A 16,481-nucleotide genomic window follows, 5' to 3' on the forward strand; every position below is an offset into this window, starting at 1 on the left:
CCGCGAAGAATCGCGGGGTTTATCGTTAACTATGTATCGTCGTATTTAGAATTACTTGTTTCTGATTACTACCACACCGTCGAACACATCAACCAGTACGGGTTTGGACTTATCAATATCGCCGGCCAGTATCTTCTTGCTCAGCAAATTGATGATCTCTTTCTGAATGAGCCTTTTAAGCGGCCTTGCGCCAAACTGCGGATCATAGCCCTGTACGGAGAGGTATTCAATCGCATAGTCTGAAAATTCCAATATCATGCCATTTTTTGCTACCATGTCTTTCAGTTGTTGTAACTGAATGTTAATTATTCCTTTAATTTCATCGCGCATCAAAGGCTGGAACATGATCACTTCATCGACCCTGTTCAGGAATTCAGGACGGATCGTTTGTTTGAGCAGCGACATCACTTCTTCTTTCGTTTTATCCACTACTTCTTCCCTGTTCTTGTCGTTGATGCCCTCGAAATTTTCCTGGATGATATGGCTGCCCATGTTGCTGGTCATGATGATGATGGTGTTTTTGAAATTCACCACGCGGCCTTTGTTATCGGTAAGGCGGCCATCATCGAGCACTTGCAGGAGGATGTTAAAAGTATCCGGGTGCGCTTTTTCAATTTCGTCGAGCAGCACTACAGAGTAAGGTTTGCGGCGAACGGCTTCAGTGAGCTGACCGCCTTCATCATAACCTACATATCCCGGAGGCGCGCCTACCAGCCGGCTCACGGAATGTTTCTCCTGGTATTCGCTCATATCGATGCGGGTCATCATGCTTTCATCGTCGAAGAGATATTCGGCGAGGGCTTTTGCCAGTTCCGTTTTACCAACGCCGGTGGTACCGAGGAAGATAAAGGAACCGATCGGGCGGCGTGGGTCCTGCAAGCCTGCGCGGCTGCGGCGGATGGCGTCGGATACTGCGATGATCGCTTCTTCCTGGCCTACTACACGCTGGTGCAGCTCATCTTCGAGGTGCAGCAATTTATCTTTTTCGCTCTGCATCATCTTGGCCACCGGGATGCCTGTAGCTTTGGCCACGTTCTCCGCGATGTCTTCCGCATCTACTTCTTCTTTGAGCAGACGTTTATGATTGGCAGATATTTTATTCAATTCTTCTGTGAGGTCTACCACACGTTTTTCTTCTTCTTTCACCTTACCGTAGCGGATCTCGGCTACGCGGCCGAAATCGCCGTTACGTTCCGCCTGTTCGGCTTCGAGGCGCAGATTTTCGATCGCTGATTTAGCGTTCTGTATCTGGTCTACGACTTCTTTCTCCGCTTGCCATTTGGCTTTGAACGTATTGCGTTCTTCACCGAGGCGGGCTATTTCTTCTGCGAGCTCGCGGAGTTTTTCTTCGTCGTTTTCGCGTTTGATAGCTTCTCTTTCAATTTCGAGCTGGCGTATCCTGCGTTCCAGTTCATCGAGTTCTTCCGGCATGGAGTTCATTTCCAGCCTGAGTTTGGCCGCGCTTTCATCGATCAGGTCAATGGCCTTATCGGGCAGGAAGCGATCGGTGATATAGCGGTGTGAGAGCTCCACGGCAGCAATGATTGCTTCATCTTTGATCAGCACATGGTGGTGGCTTTCATATCTTTCTTTCAGTCCGCGCAGGATGGAGATGGCATCTTCCACGCTGGGCTCATCCACCAACACTTTCTGGAAGCGGCGTTCCAGCGCTTTATCTTTTTCGAAATATTTCTGGTATTCGTTGAGGGTGGTGGCGCCGATGGCACGGAGCTCACCGCGGGCCAGTGCCGGTTTGAGGATGTTGGCGGCATCCATCGCGCCTTCCATGGCGCCTGCGCCGATGAGCGTATGTATTTCATCAATGAAGAGGATGATCTCTCCATTGCTTTCGGCCACTTCTTTCACTACGCCTTTCAATCTTTCTTCAAACTCGCCGCGGTATTTGGCGCCCGCCATGAGTGCGCCCATATCGAGAGCGTAGATAATTTTTGATTTAAGGTTCTCGGGCACATCGCCATTGAGGATACGATGCGCGAGCCCTTCTACAATGGCGGTTTTACCGACACCGGGTTCGCCCACGAGGATCGGGTTGTTCTTTGATCTGCGGGAAAGGATGTGCAGGGTACGGCGTATTTCCTCATCGCGGCCTATCACCGGATCGAGCTTGCCATCGCGGGCGAGCTCATTGAGGTTTTTAGCGAACTTCTGCAAGGTATTGAATTGTGCGCCGCCGGTCTGCGAGTTAACGGTTTCGCCTTTACGCAGTTCACGGATAGCGGATTTGAGGCCTTTTTCTGTAAGGCCGGCATCTTTCAGCAGTTTAGCGGAATCATCGCTGCCGCCGAGGATACCTAGTAAGAGGTGTTCCACACTCACAAATTCATCCTTGAATTCTTTGATGGCCGCACCTGCGCGAAGCATGGCATTGTTGGCATCGCGACTCAGCATCTGGCCACCGTCGCCTCCCGCCATGCGGGGATATTTTTGCAACTGTTCGTTGAGCTTGGTGCTGAGGAAGTTCGTATTCACGTCGTTCTTTTTCAGTAAATACTCAACAGGACTGTCCTGATCATCGAGCAAGGCCTTCAGGATATGTCCTGTTTCTATGGCCTGGTTCTGATGATTGAACGCCAGTTGTTGCGCTTGTTGCAGTATTTCCTGCGATTTAATAGTGAAATTATTTAAATTCATATCTTTCTGTTTTCTCTTTTTTTACGTTATCAACGCGTGTATTCCTAACAACAAAGGCCGATCCAATGTTCGGTATGCAGTAATTTTGACAGATGATCATAAAAAGTACTGCATTTTTTGCAGAAAATCCGTTCAGTAACTGCTAAATTTTCATTAACATGGGCGCTAAGGGCGACTTAAATTAGCTCTTATCAAACCAACACATGAAAAGACTGCTATCTATTCTCGTATATGCGACCACGTTAGTAACGGTAACGCCTGTACTCTATGCACAACAACATTACGATATAAAGGTAAGCACCGGCAACCGGGGCATAACCGCCAGTCGCCTGAAAGGCGAACTGGAACGCCTGCACCAACAGCAACCCGATAAAGACATCCGCGTATTTTTTGAGCCAGGCACACATTACCTGGAAACGCCGCTGGAGATCAGCAGTACGCTTACTAACGGTAAAGGACATATTATTTTCTACGGCGATGGCAAAGCTACGCTGAGTGGCGGACTGCCAGTAAAAGTGCAATGGGAACCGTGGAAGAACGGCATCTATAAAGCAGCCCTGGACCTGCCTTTCCAGTTTGATCAGTTATATATCAATGACCGGCAGCAGGTACGCGCCCGTTATCCTAATTACGACAGTAGCGCACAGCATTATAATGGCACTGCTGCCGATGCCATCAGCCCGGCGCGTGTAAAAACATGGCAACACCCCGAGGGCGGCTACGTACATGCCTTGCATGCCGCTGAATGGGGCGGTTATCATTACCGTATCACCGGGGTAAATGCTGATGGCGCCTTACAGCTCGAAGGCGGCTATCAGAATAACCGCCAGATGGGGATGCACCACCAATACCGCTTTGTAGAGAATATATTTGAAGAACTAGATGCGCCTCATGAATGGTATTATGATGCCGCTCATAAAATACTTTACTACAAGCCTGCAGCTGGCCTTGACCTGAAAAAGGCCACTGTTACGGTTTCCAGGCACAAGGAGGTGATCGTACTTAAAGGCAGTGCAGCGGCGCCCGTAAAAAATGTAAGCATCGAAGGGCTTCGCTTTGCGCACACTGCACCAACGTTCATGGATACACGAGAACCTCTGTTGCGCAGCGACTGGGCCATCTACCGTGGCGGCGCTATACTGCTGGATGGCGCGGCCTATTGCACCATCCATGATTGCGAATTTGATCACAACGGCGGCAATGCCATCTTCCTCAGTAATTATAACCGTCATCATCTTATCTCCGGCAATCATATTCATGATGCAGGCGCCAGCGGCATCTGCTTTGTCGGTAATCCTGACGCGGTGCGCTCTCCTTTGTTTGAATACAATCAATCGAGAAAATTTGAGGAGACAGATACCCTTGCCGGCCCTAAAACCAGCCACTATCCTGATTCCTGCACCGCTGTCGATAACCTCATCTATCGTACCGGGCGCATAGAAAAACAAAGTGCGGGCATCCAGATATCGATGTCGATGCGCCTGGTCATTTCCCATAATACCATTTATGATGTTCCGCGTGCAGGCATCAACGTTAGTGAAGGCACCTGGGGCGGGCACCTGATCGAATATAACGACGTATTCAACACGGTGTTGGAAACCGGCGACCATGGCGCTTTCAACTCCTGGGGCCGCGACCGCTGGTGGTATCCCGACCGGAAAGAGATGGATAGTCTTGCCGCAATACATCCCTGGATGGTAAAGCAGGATGCCATGTACACCAATGTGCTTTATCACAATCGTTTCCGCTGCGATCATGGCTGGGATATAGACCTGGACGATGGTTCCTCCAACTACCATATCTATGAAAACGTTTGCCTGAACGGCGGCCTCAAACTGCGCGAAGGATTTTACCGTACCGTAGAAAACAACATTATGCTTAACAACTCTTTTCATCCGCATGTGTGGTTTCAGGATAGCCACGATAACTTCCGGCATAATATTGTTACCAGCGATTATAAGCCCATTGGCATCCGTTATTGGGGCGACGAGATCGATTATAACCTCTTCCCCGACAGTCGCGCTTTAGCAGCAGCGCAGTCCAGCGGCACCGATGCACATTCACATGCCGGCGATCCGCAGTTCGTGCAGCCTGCCACCGGCGACTACCGCGTGAGCCGCACCTCTCCTGCATTAGCCATTGGATTCAAAAATTTTTCCACCACTGATTTCGGCGTTACCTCTCCTGCCCTGAAAGCGATTGCCCAGCGCCCGCCCCTCCCCGTATTACGCCACAGCAGCGAAGCACAAGGCAAGATCATCAACTGGAAAGGCGGCAAGATCAAGAACATAGAAACACTCGGCGAACGTTCCGCCACCGGCCTTCCTGACAATAACGGCGTATATATTGTGGAAACGCCCAAGGCCTTCAATGCCAGACTGCAAGCCGGCGATGTAATCCTGAAAGTAGGCAATACGCCAGTGAACAACATCAAAGACCTGCTGCGCGCAGCGGAGAAGCATAGCGGGGAGAAAGTGGAAATATTTAGAAACCAGCGAAGGCTGTCTTTCTCAGGATTGAATGATTAGAAGGATTAGCAGGATTTTTTTACAGGATTAATAAAGATTTAAGGAGATTGATGAGAAGATTAACGAGGGGCTATCGTCGCGAAGATCTTCGAAATAATCTTCGTGAATCCTTTGTTAATCCTGTAAAAAAATCCTGCTAATCCTTCTAATCATTTAATCCTGAGCCATATTTTTTATCCATTCGGCGTTCTCCCAGGTCCATCTTTCGATGACGGCGTCTTCTTTGCCATCGGCATCGGCGAGGGAGCCCATGAGGGAGCCGAGTTGCTGGCTGTTGAGTTGGAATTTGCGGAAGAAGTTGACGGCGACGGTATCGCGTACACTGAATTCGTTGTTGGCGATGGTGAGTATTTTTTCTTCGCTGCCGAAGGTGTTCAGAGGGTCCTCGAGGAAATGAAGTTTATAGCGTGCGAACATCCAGTGTGGCGCCCATCCGGTGATGACGATGGGTTGCATTTCGTCGATGCACTTTTTGAGAGTGGCCATCATGGCTGCTTCGCTGGAAGATTGCAGTTGGAGATCGAGGTGGTATGTTTTGATAGCATCTTGTGTTTTGCTCATGATGCCAGCGCCGGCATCTATGCCGATTATTTTACCACCGAAGTGTTTTTTGGCAGCGTTGAGTTCTTCGATGCTGTTGATGTTGACATAGTCCGGTACTACGAGACCTGTTTTAGCGCCGTCGAAGTTGGTGTTGAGGATGGTGACCTTGCTGCCGAAATTGTCCATGTAATCTTTGTGGGTGGCGGGCATCCAGGTGTCCATAAAAACGTCGGCGTCGCCACCGGCTACCGCGGCGAATACCGGGGCTACGTCTGCATTTTTAAGGGTCACGGTATAACCCTTTTTCTCCAGCAGGTTTTTGGCAAGTTGTGTCAAGGCTATGCCTTCGGCCCAGTTTACATAGGCAATAGTAATCTTCCTGTCGTTGCCGCCGCCGTGTTTACAGGCTGTGAAACCTGCTACCACAAAGGCGAGTGCGATGAGTAGTCCATTTCTCATGATCCGTCTTTCTTTAAAGTTATGCTTTAATCTTTTTGTTTTGGCCGTAACATCGTTGTGATTTTTATAATATGTTAGTTTGCTCTAAATCAAAAAACTTCTTCTTCAAAATTGATTATCAAACAGATATCTCTGTAAACCAGTCATAGACCAATAATTGTAGCGATATTTCAAACAAGACGGGATGCTTTATTGTTATAGAAATCCGAAGCGATCGTCTGTGAATTTCGACCAGCGGCAAAGCCGTTCCCGATATTTTTCTTCATCATTAAACCCTACAATTATGTCTTTTGACTTATTAGAAAGTGCAAAAAATCTTTTTAACAGTAATGTAATCAGTCAGGCATCCTCACAATTAGGAGAGAGTGAAGGGGGAATACAGAAGGCGTTGACAGGCGTAGTGCCTGTTGTATTATCAGGATTGTTCCATAAGGCCGATTCCACGGGAGATGCTGGCGGATTACTGAACCTCGTGAAGGGAGCGGCCGGCGACGCCAATCCTAACAGCGTTACCAGCGCCTTACAGGGAGGCGCCGGGGGCATACTCAGCAAGGGCGCCGATATGCTGAGAAATTTATTTGGCGACAAGGTAAGCTCTATCACCAGTATGCTGGCCAACTATGCAGGCATTAAAGAATCATCGGCCAGCACCCTGCTGCAATCCGCTGCACCGGCCACTTTGGGCACAGTAGGCCAATATGCCGCACAGAACAACCTGAATGCCGGCGGCCTGATGTCGTTCCTCAATTCGCAGAAAGACAAGATACTGGGCGCGCTTCCCGGTGGCCTGAACCTCGCGGGCATATTAGGACTGGCCAGCTTGGGCGATCTTGGCAAAAAAGTAGGCAACCTTGCATCCAGCTTCGGTGCGGGCGCCAGCAATGCTGCCAATGCCACCATTAACACCGTTAAACAAGGTAGCAGCAATCGTTGGATATGGTCTTTATTACTCATACTGGTAGCCATCATCCTGTTATGGTACCTGATGCGCGGCTGTGGCGGCGGTCATAATACCGGCAGCGGCACCAGCGACAGTGTTACCACCGGCCAGCTCACCGACTCCACCGCCAGTTCACAGGTAGCTACACCCACTACCACCGAGACACGCGAAAGCATCAAAGTGACACTGCCCGACGGCACCACACTCGATGCTTATAAAGGCGGTATCGAAGACCAGCTGGTGACCTTCCTCAAAGATGATTCACGCAAACCAGGCAAAGATGTATGGTTTGATTTCGATAACCTCAACTTCAAAACCGGCAGCGCCGAACTGACCGAGGAAAGCATGAAACAGGTAGGCAACATCGCCGCCATCCTCAAGGCCTTCCCTAAAACAAAGATCAAGATCGGCGGCTACACCGATCGCACCGGCGATAGCACCATCAACCTCAAACTCTCCGGACAACGTGCCGAAGCCGTAGAGTCCTCACTGAAAAAACTCAACGCCGACGCCGCACAACTGCTGGGCGCCCAAGGCTATGGCTCACAATTCGCCAAAGCCGCAGCCACCGCACCAGACGAAGAAAGGAAGAAAGACAGACATATTTCTATCAGCGTAAGAGAAAAATAAGCGAAGGTTGTCTGGCTCAGGATTATACTGATTGAAAGGATTACCAGGATTTTTTTTATCAGGATTAATAAAGATTAAAAAAGGATTTGTGAAGATCATTTCAATTTGATCTTCGCGAATCCTTTTTTAATCTTTATTAATCCTGATAAAAAAAATCCTGGTAATCCTTTCAATCAGTATAATCCTGAGCCAGACAACCTTCGCGTTACTCCTCCTTTACCAGCACTACCCTGCTCCGGTCGGCTTTGTAGATGGTGTTGCGGAATTTGAGCAGTTCAGGGTAATCGGAGGGCGGGAAGGAGCCTGCGTAGTGTTCCAGTTTTCGTATATACGTGATCGTGTTATCTTTTACGGAGAGCATGGAGGTGTAGGCGCCGAATTTGTTCTTCATCATGACAGGCGCGGGAAGTGTTTCCAGCTTGTAGCCTTCCGGTATTTTGATCACGACAGTATCGACGATGCGGGTGGAGGTGATGAAACGGATGGGCGATTGTCGCGCAGTATCTTTGTCGAGTTTGATGGAGGTGCGGCTCAGGATATCAGGCACGAGGAACATTCGTTTACCCGTTACCGTAGCGTAGCTGTGACCGGCTATCTTCAGTTGCTCTTCGATGGAGGGCAGCGCTGTTTCCAGTTCCTTGCAATTATAATCTACAATATCGTAGCTGGAAAGATCGAGGGAGCTTTTGAGCCGCTCCAGGCGCTTTTCGCGGCTGAGGTAATGTAACTCTGCACGCTGATCATCCTGTAACTCGCCGGTACGCAGCGTGACAGCCGTAATGTCGATATCGCCGGATGCCGCTACCACGGCATCGATACGGCGCAACTGCTGGTTTTGTTCGATGCCGTAAGCCGGCGTATGTACCAGCTGGCTGCTTTGCGCATCGAGGAGCAAGGCCGGCCTGTTGGCCGTAAAGGAACCCAGGTATCCCGGCTGCAGGATACCGCTGGTGCATTCCAGCCAGGTAGTATCTTTACCAGGTACACAAAGGATCACGTGGTTGAACCAGTCGAGCGGGAAATCTTCCGGGAAGGAACGTTCCGTTTCTCCCGCCCTTATCCATACGCAGTTAGAACGGATGCCCGCTTCCTTGAGCATGGCCATCATATAGTTGGAGAGCGCCTTACAATCGCCATATCCCGTTTTGTTGACAGTAACAGCGTCGAAGGTTTGCAAGCCGCCGATGCCGAGCTGTATGCTGATGTAACGGTAGTTCTGCTGAAGATATTTATACAGTACGCTGATCTTTTCTTTTTCTGTAGAGAGGCCATCGGTAAGTTGATGCACTTTCTGTTTCATGTTATCGGGCAGCACATCGCGGCCTTCGTTGAGTTGGTAACCGAAAGCGCCGAAGTCTTTCCAGGAGTTGAGGCTGCCCTGGTAGCGATCCATCTGGAACTGGCCGGCGGCCAACAATACACAGGTGGTACGTTTGTAAATCTCTGCGGCATAGTTCTCCTCTTTCAGCGCCGGTACTTGTTTTACGGTCCACTTGTAGGTTTTGAGGTCCTTATCTGTCGCAGTTTCCGGCTGACCGTTATACAGGTAGTTACGGTACATCAGTTTGAAATCCGCCGGGGTGGTTATTGTCAGCTGCGCCTGTTCAATGGTCCAGTCGTCGTGCACCTGTGGTATCCAGCGTTGCATGTAGAACGCAGATTTCACTTTCATCTCCACTTCGTATTCTACCGTATACGGATATACGTTGTAATTGAACTCGTGTACCTTGTAGCGGGTGTCGGTCATCAGACTGGCTTCGCCGGGCGAGCCGAAATCCTTGATATCACTCTGTTTCAGGCGTTTCACCAGTTTGCCTTCTGCATCATAAAGCGCGCCACTGATAGAGCGGATATCGAAATTCTTGCTATAGTCTTCACTGAATTTTACATCATCCGCACCGCCTTCATCGAGCACGGTGAGCACATAGTGATGTGTGTACCGCATGTTGCCGGGATCGCTGATCTCGTAGGCTGTTTCATCTGTGCGCACCACTACATGCGCGTCTTTCTTCAGGGCGGCTGGGATGGCGCTGGCGGGGTATAGGGGCTCACCGGCAAATGCGCTGCCAGCGAGCATTGTCAACAAACAGATGATGGATATGCAATGTTTCGGCATAAATTATTTTTTCTTTTTTAAGACGATCTGTTCTGCCTGTTTTTTCACTACCAGGTCGAAGAACTGGCGCAGGGTGGGATATTCCTCCGGCGGGAAAACAGCTTTGGCAAGTTTCACACGGCAACGCAGCTGGATGCGGTCATCTGATTGCTGGATCAGGTACTGGAAGAAGCCTTCATCTTCGTTATACTTGGCCACAGCGGGTTTGGGCAGTTCGTCCACCACATATCCCGGAGGCACCTGCATGTTGAAAGAATATACTTCGTCGTAAACGGCATTCATCTCTACAGGGAATTTTCTTTCCATCGACTTGAAGATATTATGCTTGTAAGCCTCTCCGAACAAGGGGTTGAGGTATAGTACATCGTCCTCCCCTATTTTGTATTTGAAGTTGTATCTCACGAGCACCGGGGATTCCAGGTCGTCCAACCCTTCGATCTCTGTATCTGATAACTCTACATCTCCATTGTAATTCTTCTCTACCGTTTTAAAATATTCTTCTTTCTTTTTCTCCTTCACGGTATTACGGATGCCGTAAGAGTTAAGATAGGTGGGCCTTTGCTGGAATTCGCCGTACAGTTCACCGTTCTCGATCTTGTGGAACACGACGCTGGTAAAGGCCTGTTCGCGCAGGGAGTCGGGTGAATAGACCATAGGCGTAGCATCGGTATTAACGATACGGGCATCGCCGTTGTAGGCGCTACCGAGCAGCTTACCGAAGCCCAGCAAGGGATGCGAGGCATCCATGCTGATAAACTCATCTCCGGTGTTCACGCCGGCGATCACATAGTTAAAGCGCGACAGCAGCGGGTAGTACGGATATACGTAACCGTGATCGCGGGTACTGAGGATGATAGGGCTTGCATCCAGTTTCGCACGTTTGAGCATGGCGGTAAGCAGCAGGTTGATCTCGGCTTCGTTGCCGGATTTATCGTGGAGCAAGGATTTCAGCGATTTCTTCATCCATAGCGAAGAGTGATCAGTACAAGTGAAATTGCTGCGTACCCAGTTATAGATCTTGTTTGCTTTTTCTTTATCGGTTTTGGCATCTTTGATGGCTTCATCTACTGCATCGGCGAGGAAGCCGTTATTTTTATCCAGTGCACTGCCGAAGTCCTCGTCTTTGAGCAGGTCTTCCATGAGCTTGGGCCAGGTGCTCATAAAAGGCTTGGGCGCTTGTTCGGGCCAGTTGACAGATGCCAGCTGGAACTCTATTTTATTGACATAGTTATCGATGGTGGTGATATAATTTTCATCCCTGATAGGCGCTACGTTGCGCAGTGCCCAGCGGTAGGTGGTGACGTTTGGCGTAACGGTAAACGTTTGCGAGGGGCCGGTGGCGCCGCGCGAATCGTCGCGGAAGGAAAAGGTGGTGCGGGAGGAAGTCTTCGTTTTCACGGCGAAGTCTTCAAAGCCTTGTCCTATCTGCACATAATCGAAATACTCGGGCAGGCTTACGCTGTATTCGCTCCACAGGGTGGGCACATCATTCTGGAAGGTCCAGGGGCGCAGGTGCTGGAAGTAGGGCGAGGTGATCGTATAGGAATATTCGATGATCGACCCTTCTTTCACGGCCGGTATAGCGAATTTCTTCACGTTATAGTTCTTGCTTACTGCATCGGAGAAAACGTTTTTATTCTCCATTCTCGTTTCTACGATTTCGCCATTTTCGAGATTATAGGCAGCTGCTTTGAGGTTGCTCAGTTTTTCTTCTTCCCTGCCATCGCTTTTATACAGGCCAATGCGGATGGTGGCGTAGTCATAGCCGTTCTTGTCTACGATCTTGAGGCGGCGATGAACTTTGAAGACCAGCTGGAGGCTGCCTCCCGTTGTTTCGAATGCGGAGGAGCCGATTTCGGAGATCACGATAGCGTGGGCTCCTGTGTCTTTTTCGACACGTTGGACGTTAAACTCTTCTTTTGATACTTTTCCAAATTTCAGTTTGCTGCTATCTTGTGAGAAGACATTCAGGGCTGTCAAACACAAGAAGGTACAGGCGACAAACACAACAGATATAAGGCGCATACAGTTTAGGGGCAGGGATAAAATGCCGGGGCGAAGATAAAATAATTTGAATTACGAATTACGAATTAAGAATTACGACCCGTAGCGTGGTCCGTAATTCTTAATTCGTAATTCGTAATTTTGCTTTGTGACACATACTACTTTCATAAAGGCGCTGGCGCGGGAGCTGGGTTTTGACCATTGCGGGATTGCGCGGGCGGTGCAGCTGGATGAGGATGCCCGCAGGCTGGAATCCTGGCTGGGCAAAGGTATGCATGGTTCTATGCAGTATATGGAGAACCATTTCGACAAGCGCATAGATCCGCGGAAACTGGTAGAAGGGGCGCAGTCGGTGATCACTTTACTGTTCAATTATTTTCCTTCGGAGCAGCAGCGGGCAGATGTTCCTAAAATTTCCAAGTACGCTTACGGCAAAGATTACCATGAGGTGATACGTGCCCGGCTCAAAACCATGCTGCTGCGCATGCAGGAGCATATAGGGCCGGTGCAGGGCCGCGGCTTCGTGGATTCCGCGCCGGTGCTGGAACGCAGCTGGGCGCAGCGCAGCGGCCTGGGCTGGATCGGCAAGAACGGAAACCTGATCCACAAGCAAGCGGGGTCCTTCTTTTTTATCGCCACCCTCATCACGGATATACCACTGGAATACGACAGCCCGGTGGGCGATTATTGCGGCAGCTGCACCCGTTGCCTGGATGCCTGCCCTACCGGCGCACTGGTGGCCCCTGGCGTGGTAGACGGCAGTCGTTGTATCTCTTATTTTACAATAGAGCTGAAAGATCAGCTGATCCCTGAGAAGATGAAGGGACAGTTCGACAACTGGATGTTTGGCTGCGATACCTGCCAGGATGTATGCCCCTGGAACCGTTTCGCCAAAGCGCACCAGGAGGCCGAGTTTACGCCTATCCCTGAAATATTGAACTTCACTACCAAAGATTGGGAAGAGTTGAGCGAAGAAGCGTTCAAACATATCTTCCGCCACTCTCCCTTGAAACGCAGCAAATACGCGGGTATCCGCAGGAACCTTGATTTTTTACAACAATAGTTTTTATTATTTCCTGGCCTGCCTGATGAGCCATGCGCTGAGATCAACAGCGGCTTCATAGTTCTGGTAGTCGGCGGGCAAACGTTTGCCATCCGTGTATTCGTTATAGAACCAGGGGTCGCCAACGGCGAATACGGCGCCTTTGCCTACTTTGGCAACGGCCATGATCACATGGTCGCCATCCTTGTACACCGCGCGGGCAGGCGCTTGTATGCGGAGGGAGGATAATTCCTTGATATACACTTTCTGCACATGCGGGAAAATTTCATGATGCGGCGGGATCAGGAAGGCGCCTTGCTCCCATTGACGGCCCTGTACACGATTGCGGCTGTCGCCATTGAAGTGAATGCCGAAACGTTCTGCGAGAATATTGAAATGCGTGAACTCCGCGTTGAGGGAATCGTTTTCCAGCAAAACCAATACGCCGCCGGCTTTCACCCAGTTGTAGATGGCTGCTGCATCTTTTTCATTCATGTAATTCGGTGAAGGGGATTCCTGTTCTGTATCCGGATCGGTGATCATATAAATATCGGAATGCTGCAAATTGGCCGCTGTAGGCGCTGCGGCGAGGGTATCCCGCTTTACGCCGAGCGAGTCGAAGATATGGCCCCATATGGAATAACCGCTGCTGGCCTGGTCTTCCCAGGTATAGTGCCAGCGTTGGGTATTGCCTGATTTATCTTTTTTAAATTCATGATTATAATAATAATCGAGTGTAACCGTTAAGGTTCGTGGAGACGATTGTGCGGCCGCAGTATTCAGCCAGGCGCCACCCATCACGATGATGAGGCAGGAAAAAAATGAACGTGGCATATTGTATCAGATTCTCCCAAAAAAGTAATCAATAATTTCAGAATTTTATAACAGGGGAGACAGTATAATTATCTTGACAGCCTAAGATAGGCCACCACGGCTATTTTCCGGCTTTTATAAAAATATCTCTGCTAATACTTGACAATGGTTTTAGCATCACATACATTTGTATACAAATACTATTCTCTCAAAAAGCCAACAATACCGACAATATCAATTATCTATAACTGATGAACTTTTTATGGACCTGAGTGCCATAACGTGGAATTTAGCAATAAAGGTCGAATTCTTTCGACCTTTTTATTTTTATCTTATTATCTTTCACTACTAACCACGCCTTTATCTTATGGAGATAAGTGTTCTTACAGCGCCGGGCCTTGACGGTTCTGGTCCTTCGCATTGGCAAAGCCTCTGGGAGCAAGCGATTCCCGGCACAAAGCGTATTGAGCAGCGTTCCTGGAGCGCGCCGGTATGTGCCGACTGGGTGGCGCAGATAGAAGAAGATGTAAAGGCGGCCGGGCCGCAGGTGGTGATTGCTGCGCATAGCCTCGCTTGTATGGCGGTGGCGCATTGGGCGCGGCAAACAAGGCTTCATATCACCGGCGCCTTGCTGGTAGCCCCGGCGGATGCGGAGCGGGCCGACTTTCCCAAAGTGGCTACAGGCTTCAGCCCTGTGCCGATGATCAAATTACCTTTCCGTAATATTGTGGTGGCCAGCACCAATGATCCTTATTGCAGTATTGCCCGGAGCAAGCAGTTTGCCCAAAGTTGGGGCAGCCGCTTTGTGAACCTGGGCGCCAAAGGACATATTAATGCAGATTCCGGGCTGGGCGAATGGCCCGAGGGGCAAAAACTGTTACATGAACTCGTACGCAACTGGCCAACATTATAATTCTTTTTTTCTTGCTTTCGTTTATTGAAACATATATCTTTATTCTTGTAAAAACCAAGTCTAAATCGATTTACCACGTTCATGAAGCAGGGGCAACAATTAACATAAACATAAAATCGCGAGGGGATAGTATAGCAGCTTTGACCCTACCTTTGACGTGCTTATCTGTTTTACGTGTAAAGGGGAATTTATGTCTGACAGCAAATTATGGGAAGATTTCCGAAGTGGCGATGCTGCCGCTTTTGAGCGCATTTTCAACACCCATTGGGATAAGCTGATGCACTACACTTGCAGCATTATCGACGATGAGGCAATGGCGAAAGATGTGTTACAGAATTTTTTTATTGAATTATGGGAGAAACGCAGCACCATACCGGCGCCCCGGCAACCGGAGGCCTTCCTGGTGTTCCTGCTGAAACTCCGTATCCTCAATGCTTTGCGCCGGGAAGACATCCGCGCCCGGCATGAGCATCAGTTTGCCGCACTCTTACACGAAAATACCGTCAACGCCACCGACCAGTTACATACCAAAGAAATATATACGCAGCTGCAACAGCATGTAGGCATGCTGCCTCCCCGCATACGCCAGGTATTTCATATGAGCCGCTTCGAACATAAGTCTGTAGCGGAAATCGCCGGCATCACCGGCTCTTCAGAGCAAACTGTCCGCAACCAGCTCAATACCGCTAACCAGCGGCTGAAACTACAATTGAGATCTTCTTTCCTTTCTTTCTTTCTCTGATCCAATGTTACCTAATTGTTAAGTGCAATAAGGGAATAGTTATCTGTTTTCTGACGTGTGACTTTACTACAGATGAACAACATGATCATCTGCTAAATCGATCAGATAGTGGATCAGGAAGAGATATACCGTTTACTGAAAAAATACCGGGAAGGCAAATGCAGCACAGATGAAGTGGTGATGCTCTTCACCTGGTTGGATAAGATGGCCGCCGATGAAACACCGGCGTCTTTGCCACAGGAAACACAGGACGCCGTGAAATCAGCGGTGTTCCAGCATATCGGCGCGGCGCCGAAACGCCGTATTACCTGGTTGCGCCGCTCACTGGCTGCTGCTGCGGTATTACTGCCTTTATGTATCGCAGGCGCCTGGTGGTGGCATCAACATCCTTCGCAAAGCAAAGCCCCTGCCCTCGCCTGGCTGCAATACCGCACCGGCATTGGCGAAAGCAAGGATATCATCTTGCCTGACGGTACGCATGCATGGCTCAGCGCCGCATCCGTACTGGAATATCCAAAGCAGTTCAGTGCTCATGACCGTACCGTAAAAGTGCAGGGACAGGTATTTTTTGATGTACATCAGGATCAGCAAAAGCCTTTCACCGTAGCATCAGGGCCCTTGCAGGTACATGTATTAGGCACCTCGTTCCTGGTACGCAATATCAAGGGGCAACCGTCCAGGATCGCCGTTGCCAGCGGAAAGGTACAGGTGACCACCGAACGCCAGGTATTGGGCACATTGCAGGCCGCGCAGCAATTGTTCTATTATCATGAAACTGCCCTCATCTGTCACACAGATACCGCGGTGCTCAATGCCTCCACCAAAGGGGACCTTATACTATATAACAGCACGCTTCAACAAGCGCTGTGGGAGCTGGAAAGCTTCTATGGCGTGCAGTTCAGCAGCCATCTCAACCTCGGACAGGGAAGGCTGAACCTCAGTCTTACCAGCAACATGACGCTGGAACAGAAACTGGATGTGATCTCCACTGTCAGTGTAGCGCCAAAAGTACATTTCAAAAAAACGGGGGATCACCAGTACGAAGTTTATTAATTATCTCTATACAACAGTCACCACAACAGCATTCAATCTTTAATAC

11 protein-coding genes are annotated in these 16,481 nt (G+C 49.6%); 6 read left to right on the forward strand and 5 right to left on the reverse strand.

Annotation, left to right across the window (positions count from 1 at the left end):
• Nucleotides 1-51: 51 nt before the first annotated feature.
• A complete protein-coding gene (clpB, locus tag FPG75_RS19095) occupies nt 52-2,652 on the reverse strand; it encodes an ATP-dependent chaperone ClpB (protein WP_143308852.1) in 2,601 nt (866 codons plus the stop codon).
• A gap of 203 nt (nt 2,653-2,855) precedes the next feature.
• Between clpB and FPG75_RS19100 the strand changes: the two genes are divergently transcribed.
• Complete coding sequence (locus FPG75_RS19100; protein WP_143308850.1) at nt 2,856-5,180, forward strand: PDZ domain-containing protein; 2,325 nt, start codon at nt 2,856-2,858, stop codon at nt 5,178-5,180.
• A 153-nt stretch (nt 5,181-5,333) separates the two neighbouring features.
• Here the strand turns inward: FPG75_RS19100 and FPG75_RS19105 are convergent, their stop codons facing one another.
• Nucleotides 5,334-6,182, reverse strand: coding sequence for a glycine betaine ABC transporter substrate-binding protein (locus FPG75_RS19105; protein WP_143308848.1), 849 nt, complete (start codon nt 6,180-6,182; stop codon nt 5,334-5,336).
• 283 nt (nt 6,183-6,465) lie between these two features.
• Between FPG75_RS19105 and FPG75_RS19110 the strand changes: the two genes are divergently transcribed.
• The gene (locus tag FPG75_RS19110) at nt 6,466-7,752 is read left to right on the forward strand and encodes an OmpA family protein (protein ID WP_161596847.1); all 1,287 of its coding nucleotides are present in this window, start codon (nt 6,466-6,468) and stop codon (nt 7,750-7,752) included.
• A gap of 205 nt (nt 7,753-7,957) precedes the next feature.
• On the opposite strand, the gene FPG75_RS19115 is transcribed toward FPG75_RS19110, so the two are convergent.
• A complete protein-coding gene (locus FPG75_RS19115) occupies nt 7,958-9,868 on the reverse strand; it encodes a DUF3857 domain-containing protein (RefSeq protein WP_143308844.1) in 1,911 nt (636 codons plus the stop codon).
• A 3-nt stretch (nt 9,869-9,871) separates the two neighbouring features.
• Nucleotides 9,872-11,893 (reverse strand): DUF3857 domain-containing protein, encoded by a 2,022-nt coding sequence (locus FPG75_RS19120; RefSeq protein WP_143308842.1) that lies wholly within the window; start codon nt 11,891-11,893, stop codon nt 9,872-9,874.
• A 127-nt stretch (nt 11,894-12,020) separates the two neighbouring features.
• Between FPG75_RS19120 and queG the strand changes: the two genes are divergently transcribed.
• Complete coding sequence (gene queG, locus FPG75_RS19125) at nt 12,021-12,935, forward strand: tRNA epoxyqueuosine(34) reductase QueG (RefSeq protein ID WP_143308840.1); 915 nt, start codon at nt 12,021-12,023, stop codon at nt 12,933-12,935.
• A 6-nt stretch (nt 12,936-12,941) separates the two neighbouring features.
• Here queG and FPG75_RS19130 read toward each other — a convergent pair whose 3' ends face one another.
• Nucleotides 12,942-13,748 carry a DUF4350 domain-containing protein gene (locus FPG75_RS19130; protein WP_143308838.1) on the reverse strand — a complete coding sequence of 269 codons (807 nt, stop codon included), beginning with the start codon at nt 13,746-13,748 and terminating at the stop codon, nt 12,942-12,944.
• Nucleotides 13,749-14,094: 346 nt separating this feature from the next.
• On the opposite strand from FPG75_RS19130, the gene FPG75_RS19135 reads away from it, so the two are divergent.
• From FPG75_RS19135 to FPG75_RS19145, 3 genes are all read left to right on the forward strand, one after another.
• Complete coding sequence (locus FPG75_RS19135; RefSeq protein WP_143308836.1) at nt 14,095-14,640, forward strand: RBBP9/YdeN family alpha/beta hydrolase; 546 nt, start codon at nt 14,095-14,097, stop codon at nt 14,638-14,640.
• Nucleotides 14,641-14,830: 190 nt separating this feature from the next.
• Nucleotides 14,831-15,382, forward strand: a complete 552-nt coding sequence (locus FPG75_RS19140; protein WP_143308835.1) for an RNA polymerase sigma factor — start codon at nt 14,831-14,833, stop codon at nt 15,380-15,382.
• A 108-nt stretch (nt 15,383-15,490) separates the two neighbouring features.
• Nucleotides 15,491-16,435, forward strand: coding sequence for a FecR family protein (locus tag FPG75_RS19145; protein ID WP_143308833.1), 945 nt, complete (start codon nt 15,491-15,493; stop codon nt 16,433-16,435).
• Nucleotides 16,436-16,481 lie beyond the last annotated feature (46 nt).

It is taken from the genome of Chitinophaga vietnamensis, assembly GCF_902167635.1.
Taxonomy (GTDB): Bacteria; Bacteroidota; Bacteroidia; order Chitinophagales; family Chitinophagaceae; genus Chitinophaga; species Chitinophaga vietnamensis.

Excerpts from the sequence above, each read along its gene's own strand:
- FPG75_RS19115 (WP_143308844.1), bottom strand. The coding sequence starts at position 9,868 with ATGCCGAAACATTGCATATCCATCATCTGTTTGTTGACAATGCTCGCT.
- FPG75_RS19140 (WP_143308835.1), top strand. The coding sequence starts at position 14,831 with ATGTCTGACAGCAAATTATGGGAAGATTTCCGAAGTGGCGATGCTGCC.
- FPG75_RS19100 (WP_143308850.1), top strand. The coding sequence starts at position 2,856 with ATGAAAAGACTGCTATCTATTCTCGTATATGCGACCACGTTAGTAACG.
- clpB (WP_143308852.1), bottom strand. The coding sequence starts at position 2,652 with ATGAATTTAAATAATTTCACTATTAAATCGCAGGAAATACTGCAACAA.
- FPG75_RS19135 (WP_143308836.1), top strand. The coding sequence starts at position 14,095 with ATGGAGATAAGTGTTCTTACAGCGCCGGGCCTTGACGGTTCTGGTCCT.
- FPG75_RS19120 (WP_143308842.1), bottom strand. The coding sequence starts at position 11,893 with ATGCGCCTTATATCTGTTGTGTTTGTCGCCTGTACCTTCTTGTGTTTG.
- FPG75_RS19110 (WP_161596847.1), top strand. The coding sequence starts at position 6,466 with ATGTCTTTTGACTTATTAGAAAGTGCAAAAAATCTTTTTAACAGTAAT.
- FPG75_RS19105 (WP_143308848.1), bottom strand. The coding sequence starts at position 6,182 with ATGAGAAATGGACTACTCATCGCACTCGCCTTTGTGGTAGCAGGTTTC.
- FPG75_RS19130 (WP_143308838.1), bottom strand. The coding sequence starts at position 13,748 with ATGCCACGTTCATTTTTTTCCTGCCTCATCATCGTGATGGGTGGCGCC.